This is a genomic window from Pseudomonas sp. FW300-N2A2 (assembly GCF_017351735.1).
In the GTDB taxonomy this organism is placed as follows: domain Bacteria; phylum Pseudomonadota; class Gammaproteobacteria; order Pseudomonadales; family Pseudomonadaceae; genus Aquipseudomonas; species Aquipseudomonas migulae.
The window spans coordinates 43,894-70,530 of sequence record NZ_JACNDU010000012.1 but is presented as its reverse complement, the minus strand read 5'-3'; the positions used below and the strand labels follow the sequence as shown (position 1 = coordinate 70,530).

Here is a 26,637-nt window from a genome sequence, read left to right as displayed (position 1 = left end):
TGAATCCTTGAGAATTGTCGTGCCCGCCGAAACAAGCGAGAAGGTCAAAAGCATCACCAGCAAGCCGGCTCCTACAGGTCGGCGGGAGGCCAACCACTTTATCGCAGGCGAAAAAAAAGGCCTTGCAATGCAAGACCTTTCTTAATTTTGGTGCCCCGAGGGAGACTCGAACTCCCACTCCTTTCGAAAACGGATTTTGAATCCGCCGCGTCTACCAATTCCGCCATCAGGGCTCAATGGCGGCGAAGTATAGAGATGAGATTACCGTCGGTCAATCAGGTACATAGAGAATTTTCACTATTTCGGCTAGACTTCCGGGCCCTGCTAGACGAACCCCATCATGCGCGTTGCTGACTTTACTTTCGAACTCCCTGATTCGCTGATTGCTCGCCACCCTTTGGCCGAGCGTCGCAACAGTCGCCTGTTGACCCTTGATGGGGTCAGCGGCGCCCTGGCACACCGTCAATTCACTGATTTGCTTGAGCATTTGCGCCCGGGCGATTTGATGGTGTTCAACAATACCCGGGTGATTCCGGCGCGGCTGTTTGGCCAGAAGGCTTCCGGCGGCAAGCTGGAAATCCTGGTGGAGCGGGTGCTCGACAGTCATCGCGTGCTGGCCCATGTGCGCTCCAGCAAGTCGCCGAAGCCGGGTTCGAAGATCCTGATCGATGGCGGTGGCGAGGCTGAAATGCTGGCGCGTCACGATGCGTTGTTCGAGTTGGGGTTCGCCGAAGAGGTGTTGCCGTTGCTCGACCGCGTCGGGCACATGCCGTTGCCTCCTTATATAGACCGCCCGGATGAAGGCTCGGACCGCGAGCGTTATCAGACGGTGTACGCCGAGCGCCTGGGCGCGGTGGCGGCGCCGACGGCGGGGCTGCATTTCGATCAGCCGCTGATGGAGGCGATTGCGGCCAAGGGCGTCGAGACGGCGTTCGTGACCTTGCACGTTGGCGCGGGCACGTTCCAGCCGGTGCGGGTCGAGAAGATCGAAGACCATCACATGCACAGCGAATGGCTGGAAGTCGGCCAGGACGTGGTCGATGCCGTTGCGGCGTGCCGCGCTCGCGGTGGGCGTGTGGTGGCGGTGGGGACTACCAGCGTGCGTTCGCTGGAAAGTGCCGCGCGCGATGGCGTGCTCAAGCCGTTCAGTGGCGACACGGACATCTTTATCTACCCGGGCCGGCCGTTTCATGTGGTCGATGCCCTGGTCACCAACTTCCATTTGCCCGAATCCACGCTGTTGATGCTGGTTTCGGCGTTCGCCGGTTATCCCGAAGCCATGGCCGCTTATAAAGCCGCCGTTGAGCATGAATACCGCTTTTTCAGCTACGGTGATGCGATGTTTATCACCCGTAATCCCGCACCACGTGGCCCTGAGGACAAAGAATGAGTCGCCAAAGTCGTATGTCGTTTGAGTTGCTTGCTACTGACGGCAAGGCTCGTCGCGGTCGCTTGACCTTCCCGCGCGGTACCGTCGAGACCCCGGCCTTCATGCCGGTCGGTACTTACGGCACCGTGAAGGGCATGCTGCCGCGGGACATCACCGCGACCGGCGCGGAAATCATTCTGGGCAACACCTTCCACTTGTGGCTGCGTCCTGGCACCGAAGTGATCAAGAAGCACGGCGACCTGCACGATTTCATGCAGTGGAAAGGCCCGATTCTTACAGACTCCGGCGGTTTTCAGGTGTTCAGCCTGGGTGCGATGCGCAAGATCAAGGAGGAGGGCGTGACCTTCGCTTCTCCGGTCGACGGCGCCAAAGTGTTCATGGGGCCGGAAGAGTCGATGCAGGTCCAGCGCGACCTGGGCTCGGACATCGTGATGATTTTCGACGAATGCACGCCGTACCCGGCTGACGAAGACGTCGCTCGCGTGTCGATGGAACTGTCGTTGCGTTGGGCCCAGCGTTCGAAAAATGCCCATGGCGACAACACGGCGGCGCTGTTCGGCATCGTTCAGGGCGGCATGCACCAGGATTTGCGTATGCGTTCGCTGGAAGGCCTCGACAAGATCGGCTTTGATGGCCTGGCTATCGGCGGTTTGTCGGTGGGCGAGCCGAAGCACGAGATGATCAAGGTGCTGGATTACCTGCCGGGTCAGATGCCGGCTGACAAACCTCGTTACCTTATGGGCGTTGGCAAACCGGAAGATCTGGTTGAGGGTGTGCGCCGCGGTGTGGACATGTTCGATTGCGTGATGCCAACCCGTAATGCCCGCAATGGGCATCTGTTCATTGATACTGGCGTGCTGAAGATCCGTAACGCGTTCCATCGCCATGATGATTCGCCGCTCGATCCGACCTGCGATTGCTATACCTGCCAGAACTTCTCTCGCGCTTATCTGCATCACCTGGACAAGTGCGGCGAAATGCTGGGAAGCATGCTCAATACCATCCATAACTTGCGTCATTATCAAGTGCTTATGGCTGGTTTGCGCGAGGCTATTCAACAGGGTACATTGGCCGCCTTTGTCGATGCCTTCTACGCCAAACGCGGGTTACCTGTTCCGCCTTTGGACTGAGTTTTCTGACCCCAAGATTCAACATTTGCAACTGGAGTGCTAAATGAGCTTTTTTATCTCGAATGCCATGGCTGACGCCGCTGCACCGGCCGCTGCCGGCCCAATGGGTGGCGGTTTTGAGTGGATTTTCCTGGTCGGTTTCCTGGTCATCTTCTACCTGATGATCTGGCGTCCACAGGCCAAGCGCGCCAAAGAGCAGAAGAACCTGCTGAGCAGCCTGCAAAAAGGCGACGAAGTTGTGACCACCGGCGGCATCGCCGGCAAGATCACTAAAGTGGCTGACGATTTCGTGGTTCTGGAAGTTTCCGACACCGTCGAAATGAAGTTCCAGAAAGGCGCCATTGCCGCCACGCTGCCAAAAGGCACGCTGAAAGCGATCTAAGTTTCAACTTCTACTCAATCGACGGGGCGCGCAAGGCGCCCCGCGTCATAAGCGGGCGGCGTGATGCTGAACAAATACCCTCTGTGGAAATACATTCTGATCCTGGCGGTGCTGGCGATCGGTCTGATTTATTCCGCTCCCAATCTATATCCTGATGACCCGGCCATTCAGGTCAGCGGTGCAAGCACTGCGCTGCAGGTCAATCAGGCTGATCTGGATCGAGTGAGCGCTGCGCTCAAGGAATCCGGGATCAACGTCAAGGCGGCCACGCTGGCGACCAACGGCAAGGGCGGTCTGATTCGTCTGGTCAAGGCTGAAGACCAGTTGCCTGCCAAGGACGTCGTGCGTAAGGCGTTGGGTGATGACTACGTCGTTGCTCTGAACCTGGCACAAACCACCCCGCAATGGCTGCGCAGCCTGGCCGCGCACCCGATGAAGCTGGGTCTGGACTTGTCCGGTGGTGTGCACTTCCTGCTCGAAGTGGACATGGACAAAGCCCTCGACGCACGCTTGAAAGTGTACGAGGGCGATGTAAAGAGCCTGTTGCGTAAAGAGAAACTGCGCTATCGCAGCCTGCCGCAACTGGGCGGTGCCATTCAGCTGGGCTTCTCTGATGAAGCTTCCCGTGAACAGGCCCGTGCGCTGATCCGCAAGAACTTCAACGATTTCGACATTGTTCCGGCCGACCTCAATGGTCAGGCGGTGCTGCGTCTGGCGATGACCCCGGCCAAGCTGGCGGAAATCCGCGAATACTCCATCAAGCAGAACTTGACCACGGTACGTAACCGCGTCAACGAGCTGGGTGTTGCCGAACCGATCGTTCAGCGTCAGGGCGCCAACCGCATCGTGGTTGAGCTGCCGGGCGTACAAGACACCGCAGAAGCCAAGCGTATCCTCGGCAAGACGGCCAACCTTGAGTTCCGTCTGGCTGCTGAGCCTGGCGCTTCGAAAGCCACTTCCGAATCCTTCGAGTTCCGTGAAGGCAATCGTCCTCCTGCGCTGATCGAGCGTGGCCTGATCATCACCGGCGACCAGGTAACTGACGCCAAGGCTGGCTTCGGCGAGCACGGCACGCCAGAGGTGAACATCCGTCTGGATGGCCACGGTGGCGAGCTGATGAGCCGCGCAACCCGTTCGAACGTCGGTCGCAGCATGGCGGTGATCTTCATCGAGCAGCGTCCGGTTACCACTTACACCAAGCAAGTGGTTGATGGCGTCGAGAAAGACGTGGCGGTGCAGTCGTTCAAGGAAGAGAAGAAGATCATCAGCCTGGCGACCATTCAGTCGCCGCTGGGTGCTCAATTCCGCATCACTGGCCTGAACGGCCAGGGCGAATCGTCCGAACTGGCGCTGCTGTTGCGTGCCGGTGGTCTGGCGGCGCCGATGTACTTCGCTGAAGAACGCACCATTGGCCCGAGCCTGGGTGCGGACAACATCACCAAAGGTATCGATGCATCGCTGTGGGGCATGCTGTTTGTCTCGCTGTTCATCATCGCCATCTATCGCTTCTTCGGCATCATCGCCACCGTTGCGCTGGGTGTGAACATGGTGCTGCTGCTGGCACTGATGTCGCTGCTGGGTGCAACGCTGACCCTGCCGGGTATCGCCGGTATCGTATTGACCATGGGTATGGCGGTCGACGCCAACGTACTGATCTTCTCGCGGATTCGTGAAGAGATCGCGGCGGGCATGACCGTACAGCGGGCAATCAACGAAGGTTTCGGTCGCGCATTCACGGCGATTCTCGACGCCAACCTGACCACCTTGCTGGTGGGCGGGATCCTGTTTGCCATGGGTACAGGTCCGGTCAAAGGCTTCGCAGTGACCATGTCCCTCGGGGTTTTGACTTCGATGTTCACGGCCATCATGGTCACCCGCGCGATGGTCAACTTGATCTTCGGCGGTCGTGACTTCAAGAAGTTGTGGATTTAAGGGGCTGCCATGTTACGTACAATCAACTTCATGGGCGTTCGCAACTTCGCGTTCGGCGTCACATTGTTCCTTACTGCGCTGGCCATTTTCAGTGTCTTCCACAAAGGCATGAACTGGGGGCTGGACTTCACCGGCGGTACGCTCATCGAGCTGACCTACGAGCGTCCGGCCGACGTCACCAAGGTGCGTGAGCAGCTGGTTTCGTCCGGTTATCACGAAGCCATCGTGCAGAACTTCGGAGCGACTACCGATCTGCTGGTGCGCATGCCTGGCGAAGATCCGCAGCTGGGTCACCAGGTGGCAGCGGCGTTGCAGAAGGTCGGCGGCGATAACCCGGCGACGGTCAAGCGCGTCGAGTTCGTCGGCCCGCAGGTGGGTGAAGAACTACGCGACCAGGGCGGCCTCGGCATGCTGATGGCGCTGGGCGGCATCCTGATCTACCTGGCGTTCCGCTTTCAGTGGAAATTCGCCGTCGGTGCGATCGTGTCCTTGATTCACGACGTGATCGTGACCATCGGTATCCTGTCGTTCTTCCAGATCACCTTCGACCTGACGGTGCTGGCGGCGGTACTGGCGATCATCGGTTACTCGCTCAACGACACCATCGTGGTATTTGACCGGGTTCGTGAGAACTTCCGTGTACTGCGCAAGGCCAGCCTGATCGAGAACATCAACATCTCGACCACGCAAACCCTGCTGCGGACTATCGCGACGTCGGTTTCTACCTTGTTGGCGATTGCGGCACTGCTGTTCTTCGGTGGTGACAACCTCTACGGCTTCTCCCTGGCGCTGCTGGTGGGTGTTCTGGCGGGTACTTATTCGTCGATCTACATCGCCAACGTGGTGTTGATCTGGCTGAACCTGAGTTCCGAAGACCTGATCCCGACGGTGAATACCGAGAAGGAAGTCGACGACCGTCCTTGAGGACTCTCTAGTCCAGAGCAGTTCCCCAGCGATGTAGTCCAAAAAGGCGCGAGTTGAACTCGCGCCTTTTTTTATGCTCCAAGGCTGGGAGAAGCACGGGTTTATCCCGCATGTGATGGTCAGGAGGTTCATGTGAACAAGTCGATGCTGGTTGGTGCTGTACTGGGTGCTGTCGGTGTGACTGCCGGGGGTGCTGTGGCCACCTACAGCCTGGTAAAAAATAACGGTCCCGAGTATGCGCAAGTGCTCGCCGTTGAGCCGGTCAAGACGCAAATCAAGACTCCACGTGAAGTGTGCAAGGATGTAGCGGTCACCCGGCAAGCGCCGGTGAAAGATCAACACCAGATTGCCGGTACGGTGGTGGGTGCGCTGGCAGGCGGTCTGCTGGGTAACCAGATCGGCGGCGGCACCGGCAAGAAAATTGCCACGGTTGCGGGCGCGGTCGGTGGTGGTTACGCCGGCAACAAGGTTCAGGAGGGCATGCAAGAGCGTGACACCTACACCACGACGCAAACTCGCTGTAACACGGTGAATGACATCAGCGACAAGGTTGTTGGGTACGACGTTCGTTATTCGCTGGACGGCAAGGAAGGCAAGGTGCGGATGGATCGTGATCCGGGCAACCAGATTCCGGTGGATAAGGAAGGTAAGTTGATCCTGACGCAGAATGAACAGGCGCATTGATGAGCTGATTGTCAGCCGCTGAAAAAGAAGCACCCTTCGGGGTGCTTTTTTGTACCCAAAATTCACGCAACCCCTGTAGGAGCCGGCTTGCCGGCGATAGCGGTATAACTGTCGACATAAATGTTGAATGTCAGACCGTTATCGCCGGCAAGCCGGCTCCTACAGGGATATGCGGTGTTCTTGAGGGCGAATTCCAGGCATAAAAAAAGCACCCCGCAGGGTGCTTTTTTGTCGCTGGCAGCTTAGCGCTTCAGCGAGGCCGGCAGGTGCGGCTGGATCGCCGTCAGCACTGCCTTGAAGCACTTGGTGTTACCGGCAACGATGTGGCCTTTCTCAAGGAAATCGTGACCGCCGGTGAAGTCGCTCACCAAGCCGCCAGCTTCCTGGATCAGCAGGGCGCCTGCAGCCATGTCCCACTCGGACAGGCCCGACTCCCAGAAAGCGTCGAAACGGCCGGCAGCCACGTAGGCCAGGTCCAGGCTCGCCGAGCCAGCGCGGCGGATGCCGGCGGTCTGGCCAACCAGGGCGCGGAACATGCCCAGGTAGTTGTCGAGGTTGTCCATCTGGTCGTCACGGAACGGGAAGCCGGTACCCAGCAGGGCGCCGTCCAGGCTGGTGCGGCCGCTGACGCGCAGGCGACGACCGTTCAGTTGAGCGCCGCGACCACGGCTGGCGGTGAATTCTTCCTGGCGAACCGGGTCCAGAACAACAGCGTGTTCCAGGCGACCGCGGTATTTGCAGGCGATGCTGACAGCGAAGTGAGGAATGCCGCGCAGGAAGTTGGTGGTGCCGTCCAGCGGATCGATGATCCACAGGTATTCTTCGCCTTCGATCCCAGTGCCGGCGTGCATGCCGGTTTCTTCACCCATGATCGAGTGGTTCGGGTAAGCCTTGCGCAGCGCGTCGATGATTTTCTGTTCAGCGGCGCGATCCACCTCGGATACGTAATCCTTGGCGTCTTTTTCGTCGACCTTGATGGTATCCAGGCGCTCGATGGAGCGGAAGATCAATTCACTGGCGCTGCGGGCGGCGCGCAGCGCGATATTCAGCATGGGCTGCATGGATGTGTCACCTAAGGTTGTTAAAGAAAGCCGGGCATTCTATCAGAACTTTTCTACAGGTGAAGGTCAGTGTTCGCTTTCATAGCTTAACGGTAGGTTGAGCTGTAAGATTCGGCTCCCGATTATTGTGTTCGAGAACGCCTCCCGTGCTGCAAAACATTCGTGTCGTCCTGGTCAATACCAGCCACCCCGGCAATATCGGCGGGGCTGCGCGTGCCATGAAGAACATGGGCCTGTCGCGGCTGGTGCTGGTCGAACCACGGTTGTTCCCGCACCACGAAGCCGATGCCCGTGCATCTGGCGCCGGGGACATCCTTGAAAACGCGCAAGTCGTCGCCACTTTGGAAGATGCCTTGGTCGGCTGCAATCTGGTGCTCGGCACCAGCGCCCGTGACCGGCGCATTCCCTGGCCGCTGCTCGATCCCCGCGAATGCGGGACGAAAGTGGTCGAGGAAGCCGGGCAGGGCGCCGAAATCGCCTTGGTATTTGGTCGTGAAGATTCCGGCCTGACCAATGAAGAGCTGCAGCGATGTCATTATCACGTGCACATCCCATCAGACCCTGAGTTCAGTTCGCTGAACCTTGGGGCGGCGGTGCAGGTGTTGAGCTATGAAGTGCGCATGTCCTGGCTGGCGGCCCAAGGCCAGCCGAGCAAGGTCGAGAAGGAAGAAGTGGCATCGGTCAAAAGCGCTGAGCTGGCGACCATGGATGAGCTGGAGCGGTTCTATGAGCACCTGGAGCAAACCCTGGTGGCCATCGAATTCCTCGATCCTGAAAAGCCACGGCACTTGATGGCGCGCCTGCGTCGGTTGTACGGACGAAGCTCGGTCAGCCGGGCGGAAATGAATATATTGCGTGGCATCCTCACGGAAACCCAGAAAGCGGCCCGTGGTGAGCTTCTAAAGCGGAAGGATTAATGATGTTCGAGCGTTTGCGTGAAGATATCCAGAGTGTTTTCCATCGTGACCCGGCGGCGCGTAACGCTTTTGAAGTCCTGACTTGCTACCCGGGCATGCACGCCATCTGGATCCACCGGTTGTCGGCAGCCTTGTGGCGCGCCGAGCTGAAATGGCTGGCGCGGCTGGTGTCGAACTTCGGTCGCTGGTTGACCGGGATCGAGATCCATCCGGGCGCCAAGGTCGGTCGTCGGTTCTTCATTGACCATGGCATGGGCATTGTCATCGGTGAAACCGCCGAGATCGGCAACGACGTCACCCTTTATCAGGGTGTGACGCTGGGCGGCACCAGCTGGAATAAAGGCAAGCGTCACCCGACACTGGAAGACGGTGTGGTGGTGGGGGCTGGTGCCAAGGTGCTCGGCCCGTTCACCGTGGGTGCCGGCGCCAAGGTCGGTTCAAATGCCGTGGTGACCAAGGCTGTGCCGCCCGGTGCAACAGTGGTCGGCATTCCAGGGCGGATCATCGTCAAATCCGATGAAGAGCAGGACGCCAAGCGCAAGGCCATGGCCGAGAAGATCGGTTTCGATGCCTACGGTGTTGGCGAAGACATGCCGGACCCGGTGGCGCGTGCCATTAACCAATTGCTCGATCACCTGCAGGCTGTTGATGGTCGTCTGGAGGGGATGTGCGGGGCGTTGAAGGATCTGGGCAGTAATTACTGTGCGAAAGATCTGCCTGAGCTGCGCGAAGAAGACTTTGCGTGTGTGAAGGACAAGGATCAGAGCCAGGCCAGCTAGACCGAGTCGACCCCTTCGCGGGCAAGCCTCGCTCCTACAAGGGTTTCGTTAATCCTGTAGGAGCGAGCGGGCGGCGATCCGACTTGCCCGCGAAGAACGATAACGCGCAATTGCTGGCTGTAACCGCCCAGCCTTTGTTATGATGCGGCCGCTCTTTTGCGGGTAAACCTGACTAAAGTACTAGGTCTTATAGTTGACTTAAATACTCGGGAATTGCATACTCGCCCCATTCCGAACTCCGTGGTAATTGTCCATGCGACTGACTACAAAAGGCCGATACGCCGTGACCGCCATGCTTGATCTGGCGTTGCATGCGCAGCACGGGCCCGTGTCCCTGGCCGATATCTCCGAGCGCCAAGGCATCTCCCTGTCCTACCTCGAACAGCTTTTCGCCAAATTGCGCCGCAGCAATCTGGTGTCCAGCGTCCGCGGTCCGGGCGGCGGTTACCAGCTGTCCCGCGACATGCAGGGCATCCAGGTCGCCCAGGTGATCGATGCGGTAAACGAATCGGTTGATGCCACCAAGTGCCAGGGGCAGGGCGATTGCCATCAAGGCGACACCTGTCTGACCCACCACCTGTGGTGCGACCTGAGCCTGCAGATCCACGAATTTCTGAGCGGTATCAGCTTGGCTGATCTTGTTACTCGCCGTGAGGTACAAGAAGTAGCCCAGCGTCAGGACCAGCGTCGTTGCAACAGCAAGACGCCACGCCTGGACAAGATTGAAGCGTCCGCCGTCGAATGACAGCCAAAGAGCTAGCGGCACGCCAGCCAGCCTGATTTAGGAGATAGTCCATGAAATTGCCGATTTACCTTGATTACTCTGCGACCACCCCGGTTGATCCGCGTGTTGCGCAAAAAATGAGTGAATGCCTGCTGGTCGACGGAAACTTCGGTAACCCGGCGTCCCGTTCCCACGTGTTCGGCTGGAAAGCTGAAGAGTCCGTCGAAAACGCCCGTCGTCAGGTCGCAGACCTGGTCAACGCCGATCCGCGTGAAATCGTCTGGACCTCCGGTGCCACCGAGTCCGACAACCTGGCAATCAAGGGTGCGGCGCATTTCTATGCGACCAAGGGCAAACACCTGATCACCACCAAGATTGAGCACAAGGCTGTCCTCGACACCATGCGCCAACTGGAGCGTGAAGGTTTCGAAGTGACCTACATCGAGCCTCGCACTGACGGTCTGGTTACGCCGGAAATGATCGAAGCTGAACTGCGTGACGACACCATCCTGGTTTCGGTCATGCACGTGAACAACGAAATTGGCACCATCAACGACATCGCAGCCATCGGCGAACTGACCCGCTCCAAAGGGATCCTGTTCCACGTCGACGCCGCTCAGTCCACCGGCAAGGTCGAGATCGACCTGCAGAAGCTGAAAGTCGACATGATGTCGTTCTCCGCCCACAAAACCTATGGCCCTAAAGGCATCGGCGCGCTGTACGTCAGCCGCAAGCCGCGTGTGCGCATCGAAGCGACCATGCACGGCGGCGGTCACGAGCGCGGCATGCGTTCCGGCACCCTGGCGACCCACCAGATCGTCGGCATGGGTGAAGCCTTCCGCGTAGCCAAGGAAGACATGGCTGCCGAGAACGTGCGCATCAAAGCCTTGAGCGACCGTTTCTTCAAGCAGGTCGAAGACCTGGAAGAGCTGTACGTCAACGGCAGCATGACCGCCCGCGTTCCGCACAACCTGAACCTGAGCTTCAACTACGTTGAAGGCGAGTCGCTGATCATGGCGCTCAAGGATCTGGCTGTTTCGTCCGGTTCGGCTTGCACCTCGGCTTCGCTGGAGCCTTCGTACGTACTGCGCGCCCTGGGCCGCAACGACGAACTGGCACACAGCTCGATCCGCTTCACCTTCGGTCGTTTCACCACCGAAGAAGAAATCGACTACGCCGCGCAGAAAGTCTGCGAGGCCGTTACCAAGCTGCGCGCTCTGTCGCCGCTGTGGGACATGTACAAAGACGGTGTCGACATTTCGAAAATCGAGTGGGCGGCACACTGATTTCAAGTCGCCGCAAACCAGGCCCTGTAAACTTAAGGTAGGCAGGGCTTCAAGAGCGACTCTCTGATGAGTGAGGATTAAGAATCATGGCTTACAGCGAAAAGGTCATCGACCACTACGAAAACCCGCGTAACGTCGGCAAGATGGACGCGGAAGACCCGGATGTCGGCACCGGCATGGTCGGCGCTCCGGCGTGCGGCGACGTGATGCGCCTGCAGATCAAGGTCAACGAGCAAGGCATCATCGAAGACGCCAAGTTCAAGACCTACGGTTGCGGTTCGGCTATCGCCTCCAGCTCCCTGGCGACCGAGTGGATGAAAGGCAAGACTCTGGATGAAGCAGAGACCATCAAAAACACTCAACTGGCCGAAGAACTGGCTCTGCCGCCGGTGAAAATTCACTGCTCCGTACTCGCTGAAGACGCTATCAAAGCGGCCGTTCGCGACTACAAGCAGAAGAAAGGCTTGATCTGATTTTCAAGATTTTGCGACGAGTAAGGAGTCACCGATGGCTATCAGCATGACAGAAGCGGCTGCTCGACACGTGCGACGCTCCCTCGACGGGCGCGGCAAAGGTGAAGGGATTCGTCTGGGTGTTCGCACCACGGGCTGTTCCGGCCTTGCCTATGTGCTGGAGTTTGTCGACGAGGTGGTTGCCGAGGATCAGGTGTTCGAAAGTCACGGCGAGAAAGTGATCATCGACCCGAAAAGCCTGGCCTACCTGGACGGCACCGAGCTCGATTTCGTCAAGGAAGGGTTGAACGAAGGCTTCAAGTTCAACAACCCCAACGTACGCGGTGAATGTGGCTGCGGCGAAAGCTTCAACATCTGAGGCTTCTTGTGGGTACTCCTTGTCATTTCGCTTTATTCGAGCTGCAACCGAGTTTCAATCTGGACCTCGACCAGCTGGCTACGCGCTACCGTGAGTTGGCGCGCAGTGTTCATCCGGACCGTTTTGCGGACGCTTCCGAGCGCGAGCAACGGCTGGCGCTAGAGCAATCCGCGAGCCTCAACGAGGCCTACCAGACGCTCAAAAGTCCCCCGAAGCGCGCGCGATACCTGCTCGCCCTGAATGGTGGCGAGCTGCCGCTGGAGGTCACGGTGCATGATCCGGAGTTTCTTCTGCAACAGATGGAGTTGCGCGAAGAGCTCGAAGACCTGCAGGACAGCGCCGACCTGAATGGCGTTGCGGTCTTCAAGCGTCGTTTGAAAGTTGCTCAGGAAAAACTGAACGACAGTTTCGCAGCCTGTTGGAATGATGCAGCGCAACGTGAACAGGCCGAACGCCTGATGCGGCGCATGCAGTTCCTCGACAAGCTCACCTACGAAGTGCGCCAGTTAGAAGAGCGCCTCGACGATTAACCCAGTGCCGCTCCGGTCGCACGCCTGATATACAGATAAGTCCTGATCACGATGGCCCTACTGCAGATCGCCGAACCCGGCCAAAGTCCTCAACCGCACCAGCGTCGTCTGGCTGTGGGGATCGACTTGGGCACTACCAATTCGCTGGTCGCTGCATTGCGCAGTGGTCTTTCCGAGCCTCTGGCCGACGCTGACGGGCAGGTCATCCTGCCGTCCGCCGTGCGTTACCACGCCGATCGCGTCGAAGTGGGCGAGTCGGCCAAGCTGGCTGCCGCTACCGATCCGTTGAACACCGTGCTGTCGGTCAAGCGCTTGATGGGTCGTGGTCTGTCCGACGTCAAGCAATTGGGCGAGCAACTGCCGTACCGCTTTGTCGGTGGCGAGTCGCACATGCCGTTCATCGAAACCATTCAAGGGCCGAAAAGCCCGGTCGAAGTCTCCGCCGATATCCTCAAGGTATTGCGTCAGCGCGCTGAAGCGACATTGGGTGGCGAGCTGGTGGGTGCGGTGATCACCGTTCCGGCCTATTTCGACGATGCTCAGCGTCAAGCCACCAAGGACGCGGCCAAACTGGCCGGCCTGAACGTGCTGCGTTTGCTCAATGAGCCGACCGCCGCTGCCGTGGCTTACGGTCTGGATCAACATGCTGAAGGCCTGGTCGCGATTTATGACCTGGGCGGCGGCACCTTCGATATTTCGATTCTGCGCCTGACCGGCGGTGTGTTCGAAGTGCTGGCCACCGGCGGCGACAGCGCCCTGGGCGGCGATGACTTCGACCATGCGATTGCCGGCTGGATCATCGAGAGCGCCGGTTTGTCCGCTGATCTCGATCCGGGTGCGCAACGTAACCTGCTGCAAACTGCCTGCGCGGCCAAGGAAGCGCTGACCAATGTTGCGGCCGTTGAAGTCGCTTATGGCGACTGGAAAGCCGAGCTGACTCGCGAAGCTTTCAATGCGCTGATCGAGCCGATGGTTGCTCGCAGCCTGAAAGCCTGCCGTCGCGCGGTGCGTGATTCCGGCGTCGAGCTGGAAGACGTGCACGCGGTGGTCATGGTTGGCGGTTCGACGCGTGTGCCTCGCGTTCGCGAAGCCGTCGCCGAAGCCTTCGGTCGCCAGCCGCTGACTGAAATCGACCCGGATCAAGTGGTGGCCATCGGTGCTGCGATCCAGGCCGATACGCTGGCCGGCAACAAGCGCGATGGCGGCGAACTGCTGTTGCTCGACGTGATTCCGTTGTCCCTGGGGCTGGAAACCATGGGCGGCCTGATGGAGAAGGTGATTCCGCGCAACACCACCATTCCCGTCGCTCGTGCCCAGGATTTCACCACGTACAAAGATGGCCAGTCGGCCATGGCGATCCACGTGTTGCAGGGTGAGCGCGAGCTGATCAGTGACTGCCGCTCCCTGGCACGCTTCGAGTTGCGCGGCATTCCGGCGATGGTCGCCGGTGCAGCGAAGATCCGCGTGACCTTCCAGGTTGACGCCGACGGTCTGCTCAGCGTCTCGGCCCGTGAGTTGGGTTCGGGTGTTGAAGCAAGCATTCAGGTCAAGCCGTCCTACGGCCTGACCGACGGCGAAATCGCCAAGATGCTCAAGGATTCGTTCCAGCACGCCAACGACGACAAGGTCGCCCGTGTGCTGCGTGAGCAGCAGGTCGATGCCCAGCGCCTGATCGAAGCGGTGCAAGCCGCTCTCGAAGCCGACGGCGAGCGTTTGCTCGACGCTGAGGAGCGCATGGTCATCGAATTGCAGATGCAGGAACTGACCGAACTGATGAAAGGTGCCGATGGATACGCCATTGAGCAGCAGACCAAGCGTCTGTCGCAAGTCACCGACGCCTTTGCTGCCCGCCGCCTGGACTCGACGGTGAAAGCCGCGCTGGCGGGGCGCAATCTGAATGAAATCGAGGATAACTGATGCCGCAGGTCATTTTTCTGCCACACGAGAAGTTTTGCCCGGAAGGCATGGTGGTCGAGGCTGAGCCCGGTACATCGATTCTCGAGCTGGCCCATGAGCACCACATCGAGATGGAAAGTGCCTGTGGCGGCGTTTGCGCCTGTACCACTTGTCACTGCATCGTTCGAGAAGGGTTTGATTCGCTGGAAGAAGCGGATGAACTGGAAGAAGATTTCCTCGATCGTGCCTGGGGTCTGGAAGCTCAATCGCGTCTGGCCTGCCAGGCGATCGTCGGGACTGAAGACCTGACCATCGAGATTCCGAAGTATTCGCTCAACCACGCCGCCGAAGCGCCGCACTGATTCAAGGAACTGTCATGAGTCTCAAGTGGACTGATGTGCTGGAAATCGCAATCCAGCTGGCTGAAAGCAAGCCCGATGTTGACCCTTTGTCGGTCAACTTCGTCGATCTGCGCAAGTGGGTGATGGAATTGCCCGAGTTCGACGACCTGCCTGAGCATTGTGGCGAAAAGATCCTCGAGGCCATTCAGGCCCACTGGATCGAAGAACGCGACTGAGCCACGCTGCAGGTTAGGCAATACCCAAGAACCCGCGTATAATTCGCGGGTTTAATTTTTCACAAATTACCGTTTCTGGAGTTACACCATGGCTGTTCAACGTACTTTCTCCATCATCAAGCCTGACGCTGTTGCTAAAAACGTCATCGGCGAGATCACCACTCGTTTCGAAAAAGCAGGCCTGCGCGTTGTAGCTTCGAAACTGAAGCAACTGTCCAAAGCCGAAGCTGAAGGCTTCTACGCTGAGCACAGCGCTCGTGGTTTCTTCGGCGACCTGGTTGCTTTCATGATCTCCGGTCCTGTTGTTGTTCAGGTTCTGGAAGGCGAAAACGCTATCGCTCTGAACCGTGAGCTGATGGGCGCTACCAACCCTAAAGAAGCTGCTGCCGGCACCATCCGTGCTGACTTCGCTGATTCCATCGACGCCAACGCTGTACACGGTTCGGACTCCGAAGCCGCTGCTGCTCGCGAAATCTCGTACTTCTTCGCAGCTACTGAAGTAACCACTCGCTAAGCATTGGCTTAAGAGTGAAGGTGAATCCATGACTACATCGACTGTAAAAACCAACCTGCTGGGTCTGACTCAACAGGAAATGGAAAAATTCTTCGACTCAATCGGGGAGAAGCGTTTCCGTGCCGGTCAGGTAATGAAATGGATTCACCACCTTGGCGTCGATGATTTCGACGCCATGACGAACGTCAGCAAGGCCCTGCGCGACAAGCTCAAGGCCATTGCCGAAGTTCGCGGTCCTGAAGTCGTCAGCGAGGACATTTCCACCGACGGCACCCGTAAGTGGGTGGTGCGCGTGGCGTCCGGCAGCTGCGTCGAGACCGTTTACATTCCCCAGGGCAAACGCGGCACTCTGTGCGTTTCGTCCCAGGCAGGCTGTGCCCTGGATTGCAGTTTCTGCTCTACCGGCAAGCAAGGTTTCAACAGCAACCTCACCGCCGCCGAAGTCATCGGCCAGGTGTGGATTGCCAATAAATCGTTCGGCAGCATCCCGGCGACCGCCGACCGTGCCATCACCAACGTGGTGATGATGGGCATGGGCGAGCCGCTGCTGAACTTCGACAACGTCGTTGCGGCCATGCATCTGATGATGGACGACCTGGGTTACGGCATTTCCAAGCGCCGTGTGACCCTGTCGACCTCCGGCGTGGTGCCGATGATCGATGAGCTGTCCAAGCACATCGACGTCTCCCTGGCGTTGTCCCTGCACGCACCGAATGACGCATTGCGTAACCAATTGGTGCCGATCAACAAGAAATATCCGCTTAAGATGCTGCTCGAGTCGTGCCAGCGCTACATGTCGTCCCTGGGCGAAAAACGCGTGCTGACTATCGAGTACACCTTGCTCAAGGACATCAACGACAAGGTTGAACATGCCGTTGAGATGATCGAGTTGCTCAAGAACATCCCGTGCAAGATCAACCTGATTCCGTTCAACCCGTTCCCGCATTCCGGTTACGAGCGTCCGAGCAACAATGCGATTCGTCGTTTCCAGGATCAGCTTCACCATGCAGGTTTCAATGTCACCGTACGCACCACCCGCGGTGAAGACATCGATGCCGCGTGTGGCCAATTGGTAGGGCAGGTGCTGGATCGCACCCGTCGCAGTGAACGTTATATCGCCGTGCGCGAGTTGAGCGCCGACAACGATATGGCTTCGAACGCTGCGAAATAATTCAAGAGAGGATCTCTATGTCCCTGCGCTTTGCGCTGCTTTTGCTGTTGGCCAGTCTTTGTGCTGGCTGCGTCCTGTCGGGCGATTTCAATCCGATGAAGACCAGCAAGGGCCGCGATGAAGCGCGAGTTGCCTACGTGCAACTGGGCTTGGGCTATTTGCAGCAGGGCATGACCGAACGCGCCAAGGTCCCGCTGAAAAAGGCCTTGGAGCTGGACGGTTCGGATCCTGACGCCAATGCCGCATTGGGTCTGGTGTTTCAGGCCGAGATGGAGCCGGAGCTGGCGGATGAGCACTTTCGCAAGGCGCTTTCTTCCCGCCCCAACGATGCCCGTATCCTGAATAATTACGGCAGTTTTCTTTTCGAACAGAAACGTTACAAAGAGGCTTACGAGCGCTTCGAGCAAGCCGCTGCCGATACCCTGTATCCTGAGCGTTCGCGAGTGTTCGAGAACCTGGGCATGACCGCTTCCAAGCTTGGCCAGCGTGATCTGGCCCAGCAGCAGCTGGAAAAAGCTTTGCGTTTGAACCGTCAGCAACCCCGTGCATTGCTGGAAATGGCTGAGTTGTCTTACGAAGACAGGCATTATGTGCCCGCGCGTGACTATTACGACCGTTTTAGCCTGCTCACCGAGCAAAATGCACGTAGTCTATTGCTCGGCGTTCGGCTGGCAAAAGTGTTCGAAGATCGCGACAAGGCAGCCAGTTATGGCCTGCAACTAAAACGACTCTATCCCGGTACGCCGGAATATCAGCAATACCTGTCGGAGCAATGATGAAAGCGGCGCATCCCGAAGTTGTAGCAGCGAATCGCGTTAACCCCGGTGAAACCTTGCGCCAGGCCCGCGAAAGCAATGGCTGGTCGCTGGCCGAAGTGGCCCTCAAGCTCAACCTCACCGTTAATTCCCTGAGTAATCTGGAAGCCGGCGCATTCGACAAGCTGCCGGGGCATACCTTTGCCCGCGGTTATATTCGCGCCTACGCCAAATTGCTCGGCATGGACCAGACCGTTCTGGTTCAGCAATTCGACCAGTCCACCGGTACCGACTCCCAGGGCGCCAACGTCCACAGCCTGGGTCGCATCGAAGAGCCGGTTCGGGTTTCCCACACTATTTTGCGAATCGTCAGCTTGCTGTTGCTGATCGCGGTGATCGGCGGCGGTTTCATCTGGTGGCAGGATCAAACCTCATTGCGCACCAAGGACCTGATCAGCCTGAGCCCGGAGCACGTTGAAGTCGAAGGCGCCGACGGCACCACCCAGATCCATCCGCTGGACGAGCCGGAAGACCAGGCTGTCGCGGAAGGTCAGGCTGAAAGTTCGACCGCTCTCGCATTGCCGCAAGCCGAGACTTCGACTGAAGCTGAGCCGGCTACGCCTGTGGTCGCTCCGACCGCTCCGGCTACCCCGGCGCCAGTTGCACCGACACATAACACCGCGCCGGCTGCTCCGGCACCCGTTGCCCCGGCGCACAGCACCGCGCCAGTTGTCGCGCCTGCGGCCCCGACGGCTCCGGTTGTGTCGACCCCGCCTGCAACTGCCTCGGTAACGCCGACCATTCCTGCTCCGGCAGCGGCTGCTCCGGCTGCTCCGGTTGCCGGCCAAGGCCAGGTTCAACTGCAATTCACCGCTGATTGCTGGACACAAGTCACCGACGGCACTGGCAAAGTGCTGCTCAGTGGTCTCAAGCGCAAAGGCGAAACCGTTTCCCTCAGTGGTAAGCCGCCGTTTGCCGTGCGTCTGGGCTTCGCCCGTGGCGCGCAGGTCAGCTACAACGGTCAGGTGGTTGATGTCGCTCCATTCACCAGTGGCGAGACTGCTCGCCTGAAGTTGGGTCAATAAGTCATGCACGGCGAATCTCCAATCAAGCGTCGCGAATCCCGGAAAATCTGGGTCGGTAACGTGCCTGTTGGCGGCGATGCGCCCATCGCTGTGCAGAGCATGACCAACAGCGACACCAATGACGTTGCCGCCACCGTTGCCCAGATCAATCGTCTGGAAGCCGCTGGTGTTGATATCGTGCGGGTTTCCGTGCCGGACATGGACGCCGCCGAAGCCTTCGGCAAGATCAAGCAACTGGTCAAAGTGCCGTTGGTGGCCGACATCCACTTCGACTACAAGATCGCTTTGCGCGTAGCCGAACTGGGCGTTGATTGCCTGCGGATCAACCCGGGCAACATCGGTCGTGAAGACCGCGTGCGTGCGGTGGTCGATGCCGCCCGTGATCGCGGGATTCCGATCCGCATCGGCGTCAACGCCGGTTCCCTGGAAAAAGACCTGCAAAAGAAATACGGCGAGCCGACCCCGGCCGCGCTGGTCGAATCCGCCTTGCGTCACGTCGAGCACCTTGAGCGCCTGAACTTCCAGGACTTCAAGGTCAGCGTGAAAGCCTCCGACGTGTTCATGGCCGTCGCCGCTTACCGCTTGCTGGCCAAGGAAATCGTCCAGCCGCTGCACTTGGGCATCACCGAAGCCGGTGGTTTGCGTTCAGGCACAGTGAAATCCGCCGTGGGCCTCGGTATGCTGCTCGCCGAAGGGATTGGCGATACTATCCGCATCTCGTTGGCGGCCGACCCGGTCGAGGAAGTGAAAGTCGGCTACGACATTCTCAAATCCCTGCACCTGCGTTCCCGTGGCATCAACTTCATCGCCTGCCCGAGCTGCTCGCGGCAGAACTTCGATGTGGTCAAGACCATGAACGAACTGGAAGGGCGCCTCGAAGATCTGCTGGTGCCGCTGGATGTCGCGGTCATCGGTTGCGTGGTCAACGGGCCGGGCGAAGCCAAGGAAGCCCATATCGGCTTGACCGGCGGCACGCCAAACCTGATTTACATCGACGGCAAGCCGTCGCAGAAACTGACGAATGACAATCTGGTGGATGAGCTTGAACGCTTGATCCGCCAGAAAGCGGCCGAGAAGGTCGAAGCTGACGCAGCTGTAATCGCTCGCGGCTGATCGAACGAATTTAAGGATTTAAAGTGAGCAAGTCTCTGCAAGCCATTCGTGGCATGAACGACATCCTGCCCGAACAGACTCCCCTGTGGCGTCATTTCGAGGGCACCGTTTCGCGTCTGCTGGATAACTACGGTTACAAGCAGATCCGCATGCCGATCGTCGAGTTCACCGAGCTGTTCAAGCGCTCGATCGGTGAAGTGACCGACATCGTCGAAAAAGAGATGTACACCTTCGAAGACCGTAACGGTGATTCGCTGACCCTGCGCCCTGAAGGCACGGCGGCTTGCGTGCGTGCGGTGCTCGAGCACGGCATCACTGGCGGCGGCCAGGTGCAGAAACTCTGGTACATCGGCCCGATGTTCCGCCACGAACGTCCGCAGAAAGGCCGTTATCGCCAGTTCCACCAGATCGGAGTCGAAGTGTTCAACCTCGACGGTCCGGACATCGACGCCGAGCTGATCGTGCTGACCTGGCGCCTGTGGGGCGAGCTGGGCATCCGTGATGCGGTCAAGCTCGAACTCAACAGCCTGGGCACCAGCGAATCCCGTGGTCGTTATCGCGAAGCGCTGGTCGAGTTCCTGTCCGCTCACCTGGACAAGCTCGACGAAGACAGCCAGCGCCGTCTGAAGACCAACCCGTTGCGCGTTCTGGACACCAAGAACGCCGACACTCAAGCGATCCTGGTCGACGCGCCGAAAATGGCCGACTACCTCGACGACGAATCCCGCGTGCACTTCGAGGGCCTCAAGGCTCGCCTGGACGCCGCCGGTATTCCTTACGTGATCAACCCGAAGCTGGTACGCGGGCTGGATTACTACAGCAAGACGGTTTTCGAGTGGGTCACCGACAAGTTGGGCGCTCAAGGCACCGTGTGTGCCGGCGGCCGCTACGACGGTCTGGTGGAACAGATGGGCGGCAAGCCGACCCCGGGCGTTGGTTTCGCCATGGGCATCGAGCGCCTGGTGCTGCTGCTTGAAACCCTGGAGCAGATCCCGGAAGAGATCTCCCGTCAGGTCGACGTCTATCTCTGCGCATTCGGCGAGGCTGCCGAACTGGCGGCCCTGACGTTGAGCGAGAAGGTGCGCGATCAGTTGCCCAACCTGCGTCTGCAGATCAATGCCGGCGCCGGCAGCTTCAAAAGTCAATTCAAGAAGGCCGACAAGAGCGGTGCGCTGTACGCGCTGATCCTCGGTGACGACGAAATGGCCCAGCAAGTGGTAGGTTTCAAACCCCTGCGTGGCCAGGGCGAACAACAAAGCATTGCCTGGGATGCGCTTGCTGCACACCTGGCCACCTGCGTCGTGCAGGGTTGAAGCTGTCATAAACAGCCGATTTAGCGATTAAGGAGTATTGGGGTGTCGAGTACCGAAGACGAACAGCTGGCGGATTTGAAGGACTGGTGGACACGCAACGGCAAGCCCCTGGTCACTGGCGGCCTGTTGGCGCTGGTCATCGTGTTCGGCTGGCAGGCCTTTCAAAAGTATCAGAGCAATCAGTCGCAAGGCGCCTCGATGCTCTATCAGCAATTGCTCGAAACCACGCTGACGCCCAACGGCAAGCCTGATGCCGCCCGTGTTTCGGACCTGGCCGGCAAGCTCAACAGCGAATTTGGCGGCAGCGCCTACGCGCAATACGGCAGCCTGTTCGTGGCGAAAGTCGCGGTCGACAGCGGCAAGCTGGACGACGCTGCCACCGAGCTGAAAGCAATCGTTGCCAAACCGGCCAACCCGGCACTGGGCGAAATCGCCCGTCAGCGTCTGGCGCAGGTACTGGCCGCGCAGAACAAGGTCGATGAAGCCCTGAAACTGCTCGAAGGCGATGCCGATAAAGCATTCCTCGCCACCCGCGAAGAACTCAAGGGCGACCTGCTGGTGCAGTTGGGTCGTACCGACGAAGCGCACGCTGCGTATCAAAAAGCCAAGGCGGCACTGTCGGATGAAGCGGCAGTCGGTGGCCTACAAATCAAGTTGGACGATCTGGCCAAAGGGGATGCGTGACGTGATCCGTTGGAAACATGCAGCATTGCTGGCTCTGGCCGTTTTGGCCGCGGGTTGCAGCAGCAACAGCAAAAAAGAATTGCCGCCTGCCGAGCTGGTCGACTTCAAAGAAGAAGTGGTCCTGCAAAAGCAGTGGAGTCGTTCGATCGGTGACGGTCAGGGCGAAACCTACAACATGCTGGTTCCGGCGATCGATGGCGATACCATCTATGCCGCCGACGTCACTGGCGTGGTGATGGCGATGGATCGCAGCAATGGCGACGTCAAATGGAAGAAAGACCTCGAACTGCCTGTTTCCGGCGCCGTTGGCGTAGGTTATGGCCTGCTCGTGATCGGTACGACCAAGGGCGAAATCGTTGCGATGGACGCCACCAACGGTGAAGAGAAATGGCGCGCTCGCGTGTCCAGCGAAGTTCTCGCGCCGCCGGCCAACAACGGTGACGTGGTGGTCGTTCAGACTCAGGATGACCGTCTGATCGGTCTGGACGCCTCTACCGGCAACCAGCGCTGGTTGTATGACAGCACGCCTGCGGTCCTGACCCTGCGTGGCACCAGTGCGCCGATCGTGACCAACCGCCTTGCGGTGGCTGGCCTGTCGACCGGTAAAGTGGTTGCACTCGATATCTCCAACGGCGTGCCGGTGTGGGAACAGCGGGTTGCGATCCCACAAGGTCGTTCGGAGCTGGAGCGCGTTGTCGATATCGACGGTGGTCTGCTGCTGTCCGGCGGTACCTTGTACGTCGCCAGCTATCAGGGGCGCGTTGCGGCACTGGACCTGGAAAGCGGTCGTCAGCTCTGGCAGCGTGATGCTTCCAGCTATGCCGGCGTTGCGCAGGGCTTCGGCACTGTGTACGTGAGCCTGGCTTCGGGCACCGTTGAAGGCGTTGACGAGCGTTCCACCACAGCCTTGTGGAGCAACGACTCGCTGGCTCGCCGTCAACTGTCGGCTCCGGAAGTGTTCTCCAGCTATGTTGCAGTCGGTGACATGGAAGGCTATGTGCACCTGCTGAGCCAGGTGGACGGTCGTTTTGTCGGCCGCGAACGCATCGACAGCGACGGCCTGCGTGCCCGTCCGCTGGTGGTGGGTGACACGATTTATCTTTATGGCAACAGCGGCAAACTGGAAGCCCTGACCATCAAGTAATGTTTTGACTATGCTTGGGGTTAACCCCCAAGCGGCCCCGTTCTGCGGGGCTCGCAGCGTTTTCAAACGCTGCCCCGAGCACCAGCCGCTGCCTCGCAGCGGCTTTTGTATTTTCTGAAATAACGAAGTGGAGAGCCGCATGGTTCCCGTAATCGCCCTGGTGGGCCGACCGAACGTCGGCAAGTCCACCTTGTTCAACCGCCTGACCAGGACTCGCGACGCCATCGTCGGCGACTTGTCCGGTCTGACCCGTGATCGCCAATACGGTGAGGCCAAGTGGCAAGGGCGTTCCTACATTCTGGTCGACACCGGCGGTATCTCCGGTGACGAGCACGGTATGGACGAAAAAATGGCCGAGCAGTCGCTGCTGGCCATTGAAGAAGCCGATGTCGTTCTGTTCCTGGTAGATGCCAAGGCCGGTTTCACCGCCGCCGACCAGATGATCGCCGAGCATTTGCGCAAACGTAACAAGCGTTCCTACGTGGTTGCCAACAAGGTCGACAACATCGACCCTGAAATGGCCCGCGCCGAATTCGCCCCGTTGGGCATGGGCCACGCGATCCCGATCGCTGGTGCTCATGGTCGTGGCATCACCCAGATGCTGGAAATCGCCCTGAGCGACTTCCCGAAAGACGAAGAAGAGCTGGAAGAAGGCGAGGAAGAGGACGTTGCCGAAGGCGAGGAAGCCAAGCGCATTCCTGGCCCAAGCGAAAAAGACGGGATCAAGATCGCCATCATCGGCCGCCCGAACGTCGGCAAGTCGACCCTGGTCAACCGCATGCTCGGTGAAGACCGGGTCATCGTGTATGACCAGCCCGGCACTACCCGCGACAGTATCTACATCCCGTTCGAGCGTAACGACGAGAAGTACACGCTGATCGACACCGCCGGTGTGCGCAAGCGCGGCAAGATCCACGAAGAAGTCGAAAAATTCTCCGTGGTCAAAACCCTGCAAGCGATCAAAGACGCCAACGTGGTGATCTTCGTGATGGACGCCCGCGAAGGCGTGGTGGACCACGACCTCAACCTGCTGGGCTTCGCCATTGAGTCGGGTCGTGCGCTGGTCATCGCGATCAACAAGTGGGACGGCATGACGCCGAGCGAGCGTGACTTCGTGAAGGTCGAGCTGCAACGTCGACTGTTCTTCGTTGACTACGCCGACATTCACTTCATCTCGGCGCTGCACGGCACGGGCGTGGGCAACCTCTACGCTTCCGTACAGAACTCGTTCAAGTCCGCGGTCACCCGCTGGCCGACCAACCGCCTGACCCAGATTCTGGAAGATGCGGTTGGCGAGCACGCGCCACCGATGGTTAACAACCGCCGGATCAAGCTGCGTTATGCGCACTTGGGTGGTGCCAACCCGCCGATCATCGTGATTCACGGTAACCAGATCGAGAAGGTGCCGAAGTCCTACGTGCGTTACCTGGAAAACACTTACCGTCGTGTCTTGAAGCTGGTCGGTACGCCGATCCGCATCGAGTTCAAGGGCGGCGAGAACCCGTACGAAGGCAACAAGAACTCGCTCACTGACCGTCAGGTCAACAAGAAGCGTCGCTTGATGTCGCACCACAAGAAAGCCGACAAGAAGCGCCGCGACAAGCGCTGATTGTAGGTTCACGCGCCCCTGTAGGAGCGTGGCTTGCCCGCGAACAACGATAACGCGGTGTATCTGATACACCGCGGTGTGGCCTTCGCGGGCAAGCCTCGCTCCTACAGGGATCGCGGTTGCAGAAAGGGCACTTTATGTGCCCTTTTTTTATGGGCGCCGTTTGGCTATCCTCGGGCTCTCCCGCGCCGCCGTTAGAGCCGGGTGTAGAGCAGGGAATCACCGATGATCACCAGTAAGCTGCCGAATGTCGGCATCACTATCTTCACGCAGATGTCTCAGCTTGCGGCGCAAACCGGGGCGATCAACCTGTCACAGGGTTTCCCCGATTTCGATGCCCCGCAAGCCTTGTGCGATGCGGTGGGTCGGCACATTGCCAATGGCCATAACCAGTACTCGCCGATGACCGGCCTGCCGGTACTGCGTCAGCAGATCGTGGCGAAAATTGCCCGCAGCTATGGCGTCACCGTCGATGCGGACAGCGAAGTGACCGTGACTCCCGGTGCGACTGAGGCGATTTTTTGCGCCATTCAGGCCGTTATCCACAACGGTGACGAAGTCATCGTGTTTGATCCGGCCTATGACAGTTACGAGCCCTCGGTCCAGCTGGCCGGTGGCCGTTGCGTTCACGTGCAACTGGGGCTGGACGACTTCAGCATCGATTTCGAAAAGCTCGCCCAGGCGCTGAGTCCGCGCACGCGGATGATCATCCTCAATACCCCGCACAATCCCAGCGGCGCACTGATCAACCGTGCCGAGCTGGACCAACTGGCGGCGTTGATCCGTGACCGCGACATCTATGTGATCAGCGATGAGGTCTACGAGCACCTGGTCTACGACGGTGTGCCCCATGTCAGTGTGCTGGCCCATGAAGAGCTGTATCAGCGCGCCTTCGTGGTCAGCTCCTTCGGCAAGACGTACCACGTCACCGGCTGGAAAACCGGCTACGTGGTCGCGCCACCGGCCTTGTCGGCAGAGCTGCGCAAGGTGCACCAGTACGTCAATTTTTGCGGCGTAACCCCCTTGCAATACGCCTTGGCCGACTTCATGGCGGAGCATCCTGAACACGTCGAAGAATTGCCCGGCTTCTACCAGGCCAAGCGCGATCTGTTCTGCGACTTGCTGATGCCATCGCGTTTCAGTTTCACCCGCGTCACCGGCACCTATTTCCAGTTGGTCGATTACTCGCAGATCCGTCCCGACCTCAACGACGTCGAGATGGCGCTGTGGATGACCCGCGAACACGGCGTGGCGAGCATCCCGATCTCGGTGTTCTACCAGACGCCACCCGAAGGCCAGCGCCTGGTGCGCCTGTGCTTCGCCAAACGCGAGGAGACCCTGCGTGAAGCAGCGGCAAAACTATGCGTGATCTGAGTGCATTGCCGAATCTGACCATCGCGCTGGTCCAGACAACCCTGGCCTGGCACGACCGCCAGGCCAATCTGGAGCATTTCGAGCAACTGCTGGAGCAGGCTCGCGGCGCGGACCTGATAATCCTGCCGGAGATGTTCACCACCGGTTTTTCCATGGAGTCCGAGACGCTTGCCGAGGCGGAAAACGGTCCCACCAGCAAATGGCTGCGCGCCCAGGCGGCAAAACTCGATGCGGTGATCACCGGCAGCATCATCGTTCAGGCCGCTGATGGCAGCCATCGCAATCGCCTGTTGTGGGCGCGGCCGGATGGCGAAGTCTGGCATTACGACAAGCGCCACTTGTTCCGTATGGCCGGCGAGCACAATCACTACACACCGGGCGAGCGCCAGGTGCAGTTCGAGCTCAAAGGCTGGCGCGTCCGGCCGCTGATTTGCTACGACCTGCGTTTCCCGGTGTGGAGCCGCGATGCCCAGGACACAGACCTTTTGCTGTACACCGCCAACTGGCCGGGGGCGCGGCGCCAGCACTGGAACCGTTTGCTGCCGGCGCGGGCAATCGAAAACCTGTGCTACGTGGCGGCGGTGAATCGCATCGGCACTGACGGGAAAGGCTTTGCCTATACCGGCGACAGCCAGGTCCTGGATTTTCAGGGCGAGACATTGCTCAGCGCCGGTGAGGCGGATGGGGTGTTTCAGGTTGTTCTGGATGCGGCGGAACTGGCGGCTTATCGCACGCGGTTTCCGGCGAATCTGGATGCGGATACGTTCGAGTTCACCTGAGATTTTTGCTGACTGACAGGACGCCATCGCCGGCAAGCCGGCTCCTACAGTTG

General features: G+C 59.2%; 28 protein-coding genes and 1 tRNA gene. 27 read left to right on the top strand and 2 right to left on the bottom strand.

What is annotated here, in order from left to right:
• Positions 1-148: 148 nt before the first annotated feature.
• Positions 149-233: transfer RNA gene (locus J4E42_RS16800), tRNA-Leu, on the bottom strand.
• A gap of 107 nt (positions 234-340) precedes the next feature.
• Between J4E42_RS16800 and queA the strand changes: the two genes are divergently transcribed.
• From queA to J4E42_RS16770, 6 genes are all read left to right on the top strand, one after another.
• On the top strand, positions 341-1,390 hold the full coding sequence (queA, locus tag J4E42_RS16795) for a tRNA preQ1(34) S-adenosylmethionine ribosyltransferase-isomerase QueA (protein WP_008025479.1): 1,050 nt from the start codon (positions 341-343) through the stop codon (positions 1,388-1,390).
• 14 nt (positions 1,391-1,404) lie between these two features.
• Positions 1,405-2,520 (top strand): tRNA guanosine(34) transglycosylase Tgt, encoded by a 1,116-nt coding sequence (gene tgt, locus J4E42_RS16790; RefSeq protein ID WP_162130630.1) that lies wholly within the window; start codon positions 1,405-1,407, stop codon positions 2,518-2,520.
• 43 nt (positions 2,521-2,563) lie between these two features.
• Positions 2,564-2,902 carry a preprotein translocase subunit YajC gene (gene yajC, locus J4E42_RS16785; protein WP_007916913.1) on the top strand — a complete coding sequence of 113 codons (339 nt, stop codon included), beginning with the start codon at positions 2,564-2,566 and terminating at the stop codon, positions 2,900-2,902.
• A gap of 63 nt (positions 2,903-2,965) precedes the next feature.
• Complete coding sequence (gene secD, locus J4E42_RS16780) at positions 2,966-4,834, top strand: protein translocase subunit SecD (RefSeq protein WP_008025484.1); 1,869 nt, start codon at positions 2,966-2,968, stop codon at positions 4,832-4,834.
• Between the two features lie 9 nt (positions 4,835-4,843).
• A complete protein-coding gene (secF, locus tag J4E42_RS16775) occupies positions 4,844-5,758 on the top strand; it encodes a protein translocase subunit SecF (RefSeq protein ID WP_008025485.1) in 915 nt (304 codons plus the stop codon).
• Positions 5,759-5,890: 132 nt separating this feature from the next.
• Positions 5,891-6,442, top strand: coding sequence for a glycine zipper 2TM domain-containing protein (locus J4E42_RS16770; RefSeq protein ID WP_008025488.1), 552 nt, complete (start codon positions 5,891-5,893; stop codon positions 6,440-6,442).
• A gap of 242 nt (positions 6,443-6,684) precedes the next feature.
• On the opposite strand, the gene suhB is transcribed toward J4E42_RS16770, so the two are convergent.
• Positions 6,685-7,503 carry an inositol-phosphate phosphatase gene (gene suhB / locus J4E42_RS16765; RefSeq protein ID WP_008014726.1) on the bottom strand — a complete coding sequence of 273 codons (819 nt, stop codon included), beginning with the start codon at positions 7,501-7,503 and terminating at the stop codon, positions 6,685-6,687.
• A 146-nt stretch (positions 7,504-7,649) separates the two neighbouring features.
• Here suhB and trmJ point away from each other — a divergent pair, with 146 nt between their 5' ends.
• The 21 genes from trmJ to J4E42_RS16660 all read left to right on the top strand — a co-directional run bounded on the left by trmJ (position 7,650) and on the right by J4E42_RS16660 (position 26,584).
• On the top strand, positions 7,650-8,420 hold the full coding sequence (gene trmJ / locus J4E42_RS16760) for a tRNA (cytosine(32)/uridine(32)-2'-O)-methyltransferase TrmJ (RefSeq protein WP_008025492.1): 771 nt from the start codon (positions 7,650-7,652) through the stop codon (positions 8,418-8,420).
• Positions 8,421-8,422: 2 nt separating this feature from the next.
• Positions 8,423-9,199 carry a serine O-acetyltransferase gene (gene cysE, locus J4E42_RS16755; protein ID WP_008025494.1) on the top strand — a complete coding sequence of 259 codons (777 nt, stop codon included), beginning with the start codon at positions 8,423-8,425 and terminating at the stop codon, positions 9,197-9,199.
• Between the two features lie 253 nt (positions 9,200-9,452).
• Entirely contained in the window at positions 9,453-9,944 is a 492-nt protein-coding gene (gene iscR, locus J4E42_RS16750) for a Fe-S cluster assembly transcriptional regulator IscR (RefSeq protein ID WP_008042436.1), read from the top strand.
• 50 nt (positions 9,945-9,994) lie between these two features.
• Positions 9,995-11,209 carry an IscS subfamily cysteine desulfurase gene (locus J4E42_RS16745; RefSeq protein WP_008025496.1) on the top strand — a complete coding sequence of 405 codons (1,215 nt, stop codon included), beginning with the start codon at positions 9,995-9,997 and terminating at the stop codon, positions 11,207-11,209.
• A gap of 86 nt (positions 11,210-11,295) precedes the next feature.
• Positions 11,296-11,682 (top strand): Fe-S cluster assembly scaffold IscU, encoded by a 387-nt coding sequence (iscU, locus tag J4E42_RS16740; protein ID WP_003443374.1) that lies wholly within the window; start codon positions 11,296-11,298, stop codon positions 11,680-11,682.
• A gap of 34 nt (positions 11,683-11,716) precedes the next feature.
• Positions 11,717-12,040 carry an iron-sulfur cluster assembly protein IscA gene (gene iscA / locus J4E42_RS16735; RefSeq protein ID WP_003227904.1) on the top strand — a complete coding sequence of 108 codons (324 nt, stop codon included), beginning with the start codon at positions 11,717-11,719 and terminating at the stop codon, positions 12,038-12,040.
• An 8-nt stretch (positions 12,041-12,048) separates the two neighbouring features.
• Positions 12,049-12,570, top strand: a complete 522-nt coding sequence (hscB, locus tag J4E42_RS16730; RefSeq protein WP_008025499.1) for a co-chaperone HscB — start codon at positions 12,049-12,051, stop codon at positions 12,568-12,570.
• A gap of 51 nt (positions 12,571-12,621) precedes the next feature.
• The gene (hscA, locus tag J4E42_RS16725) at positions 12,622-14,487 is read left to right on the top strand and encodes a Fe-S protein assembly chaperone HscA (RefSeq protein WP_008025501.1); all 1,866 of its coding nucleotides are present in this window, start codon (positions 12,622-12,624) and stop codon (positions 14,485-14,487) included.
• Entirely contained in the window at positions 14,487-14,828 is a 342-nt protein-coding gene (gene fdx, locus J4E42_RS16720; protein WP_008025503.1) for an ISC system 2Fe-2S type ferredoxin, read from the top strand. Before hscA ends, fdx begins: the two co-directional genes overlap by 1 nt.
• Before the next feature lie 14 nt (positions 14,829-14,842).
• A complete protein-coding gene (gene iscX, locus J4E42_RS16715) occupies positions 14,843-15,043 on the top strand; it encodes a Fe-S cluster assembly protein IscX (RefSeq protein ID WP_008025505.1) in 201 nt (66 codons plus the stop codon).
• 88 nt (positions 15,044-15,131) lie between these two features.
• On the top strand, positions 15,132-15,557 hold the full coding sequence (gene ndk / locus J4E42_RS16710) for a nucleoside-diphosphate kinase (RefSeq protein WP_007916882.1): 426 nt from the start codon (positions 15,132-15,134) through the stop codon (positions 15,555-15,557).
• 28 nt (positions 15,558-15,585) lie between these two features.
• Complete coding sequence (rlmN, locus tag J4E42_RS16705; RefSeq protein WP_008025507.1) at positions 15,586-16,728, top strand: 23S rRNA (adenine(2503)-C(2))-methyltransferase RlmN; 1,143 nt, start codon at positions 15,586-15,588, stop codon at positions 16,726-16,728.
• A 17-nt stretch (positions 16,729-16,745) separates the two neighbouring features.
• Positions 16,746-17,504: a type IV pilus biogenesis/stability protein PilW gene (pilW, locus tag J4E42_RS16700; protein ID WP_207285692.1), complete on the top strand. Its 759-nt coding sequence runs from the start codon at positions 16,746-16,748 to the stop codon at positions 17,502-17,504.
• Complete coding sequence (locus J4E42_RS16695) at positions 17,504-18,568, top strand: RodZ family helix-turn-helix domain-containing protein (RefSeq protein WP_207285691.1); 1,065 nt, start codon at positions 17,504-17,506, stop codon at positions 18,566-18,568. Before pilW ends, J4E42_RS16695 begins: the two co-directional genes overlap by 1 nt.
• A gap of 3 nt (positions 18,569-18,571) precedes the next feature.
• The gene (gene ispG / locus J4E42_RS16690) at positions 18,572-19,681 is read left to right on the top strand and encodes a flavodoxin-dependent (E)-4-hydroxy-3-methylbut-2-enyl-diphosphate synthase (RefSeq protein ID WP_007903603.1); all 1,110 of its coding nucleotides are present in this window, start codon (positions 18,572-18,574) and stop codon (positions 19,679-19,681) included.
• 23 nt (positions 19,682-19,704) lie between these two features.
• On the top strand, positions 19,705-20,994 hold the full coding sequence (gene hisS, locus J4E42_RS16685; protein ID WP_008042422.1) for a histidine--tRNA ligase: 1,290 nt from the start codon (positions 19,705-19,707) through the stop codon (positions 20,992-20,994).
• Between the two features lie 42 nt (positions 20,995-21,036).
• Entirely contained in the window at positions 21,037-21,678 is a 642-nt protein-coding gene (locus J4E42_RS16680) for a tetratricopeptide repeat protein (RefSeq protein WP_192228439.1), read from the top strand.
• Entirely contained in the window at positions 21,671-22,822 is a 1,152-nt protein-coding gene (bamB, locus tag J4E42_RS16675; RefSeq protein ID WP_032828591.1) for an outer membrane protein assembly factor BamB, read from the top strand. Before J4E42_RS16680 ends, bamB begins: the two co-directional genes overlap by 8 nt.
• 139 nt (positions 22,823-22,961) lie before the next feature.
• Positions 22,962-24,431, top strand: coding sequence for a ribosome biogenesis GTPase Der (gene der / locus J4E42_RS16670; RefSeq protein ID WP_008025521.1), 1,470 nt, complete (start codon positions 22,962-22,964; stop codon positions 24,429-24,431).
• A gap of 225 nt (positions 24,432-24,656) precedes the next feature.
• Complete coding sequence (locus J4E42_RS16665) at positions 24,657-25,805, top strand: pyridoxal phosphate-dependent aminotransferase (RefSeq protein WP_008042421.1); 1,149 nt, start codon at positions 24,657-24,659, stop codon at positions 25,803-25,805.
• Complete coding sequence (locus tag J4E42_RS16660; RefSeq protein ID WP_207285690.1) at positions 25,793-26,584, top strand: amidohydrolase; 792 nt, start codon at positions 25,793-25,795, stop codon at positions 26,582-26,584. Before J4E42_RS16665 ends, J4E42_RS16660 begins: the two co-directional genes overlap by 13 nt.
• Positions 26,585-26,637 lie beyond the last annotated feature (53 nt).

What these genes read in the sequence shown, in the direction of transcription:
- queA (WP_008025479.1), top strand. Translation starts at nt 341, where the DNA reads ATGCGCGTTGCTGACTTTACTTTCGAACTCCCTGATTCGCTGATTGCT.
- tgt (WP_162130630.1), top strand. Translation starts at nt 1,405, where the DNA reads ATGTCGTTTGAGTTGCTTGCTACTGACGGCAAGGCTCGTCGCGGTCGC.
- yajC (WP_007916913.1), top strand. Translation starts at nt 2,564, where the DNA reads ATGAGCTTTTTTATCTCGAATGCCATGGCTGACGCCGCTGCACCGGCC.
- secD (WP_008025484.1), top strand. Translation starts at nt 2,966, where the DNA reads ATGCTGAACAAATACCCTCTGTGGAAATACATTCTGATCCTGGCGGTG.
- secF (WP_008025485.1), top strand. Translation starts at nt 4,844, where the DNA reads ATGTTACGTACAATCAACTTCATGGGCGTTCGCAACTTCGCGTTCGGC.
- suhB (WP_008014726.1), bottom strand. Translation starts at nt 7,503, where the DNA reads ATGCAGCCCATGCTGAATATCGCGCTGCGCGCCGCCCGCAGCGCCAGT.
- cysE (WP_008025494.1), top strand. Translation starts at nt 8,423, where the DNA reads ATGTTCGAGCGTTTGCGTGAAGATATCCAGAGTGTTTTCCATCGTGAC.
- iscR (WP_008042436.1), top strand. Translation starts at nt 9,453, where the DNA reads ATGCGACTGACTACAAAAGGCCGATACGCCGTGACCGCCATGCTTGAT.
- J4E42_RS16745 (WP_008025496.1), top strand. Translation starts at nt 9,995, where the DNA reads ATGAAATTGCCGATTTACCTTGATTACTCTGCGACCACCCCGGTTGAT.
- iscU (WP_003443374.1), top strand. Translation starts at nt 11,296, where the DNA reads ATGGCTTACAGCGAAAAGGTCATCGACCACTACGAAAACCCGCGTAAC.
- iscA (WP_003227904.1), top strand. Translation starts at nt 11,717, where the DNA reads ATGGCTATCAGCATGACAGAAGCGGCTGCTCGACACGTGCGACGCTCC.
- hscA (WP_008025501.1), top strand. Translation starts at nt 12,622, where the DNA reads ATGGCCCTACTGCAGATCGCCGAACCCGGCCAAAGTCCTCAACCGCAC.
- fdx (WP_008025503.1), top strand. Translation starts at nt 14,487, where the DNA reads ATGCCGCAGGTCATTTTTCTGCCACACGAGAAGTTTTGCCCGGAAGGC.
- iscX (WP_008025505.1), top strand. Translation starts at nt 14,843, where the DNA reads ATGAGTCTCAAGTGGACTGATGTGCTGGAAATCGCAATCCAGCTGGCT.
- ndk (WP_007916882.1), top strand. Translation starts at nt 15,132, where the DNA reads ATGGCTGTTCAACGTACTTTCTCCATCATCAAGCCTGACGCTGTTGCT.
- rlmN (WP_008025507.1), top strand. Translation starts at nt 15,586, where the DNA reads ATGACTACATCGACTGTAAAAACCAACCTGCTGGGTCTGACTCAACAG.
- pilW (WP_207285692.1), top strand. Translation starts at nt 16,746, where the DNA reads ATGTCCCTGCGCTTTGCGCTGCTTTTGCTGTTGGCCAGTCTTTGTGCT.
- J4E42_RS16695 (WP_207285691.1), top strand. Translation starts at nt 17,504, where the DNA reads ATGAAAGCGGCGCATCCCGAAGTTGTAGCAGCGAATCGCGTTAACCCC.
- ispG (WP_007903603.1), top strand. Translation starts at nt 18,572, where the DNA reads ATGCACGGCGAATCTCCAATCAAGCGTCGCGAATCCCGGAAAATCTGG.
- bamB (WP_032828591.1), top strand. Translation starts at nt 21,671, where the DNA reads ATGCGTGACGTGATCCGTTGGAAACATGCAGCATTGCTGGCTCTGGCC.
- der (WP_008025521.1), top strand. Translation starts at nt 22,962, where the DNA reads ATGGTTCCCGTAATCGCCCTGGTGGGCCGACCGAACGTCGGCAAGTCC.
- J4E42_RS16665 (WP_008042421.1), top strand. Translation starts at nt 24,657, where the DNA reads ATGATCACCAGTAAGCTGCCGAATGTCGGCATCACTATCTTCACGCAG.
- J4E42_RS16660 (WP_207285690.1), top strand. Translation starts at nt 25,793, where the DNA reads ATGCGTGATCTGAGTGCATTGCCGAATCTGACCATCGCGCTGGTCCAG.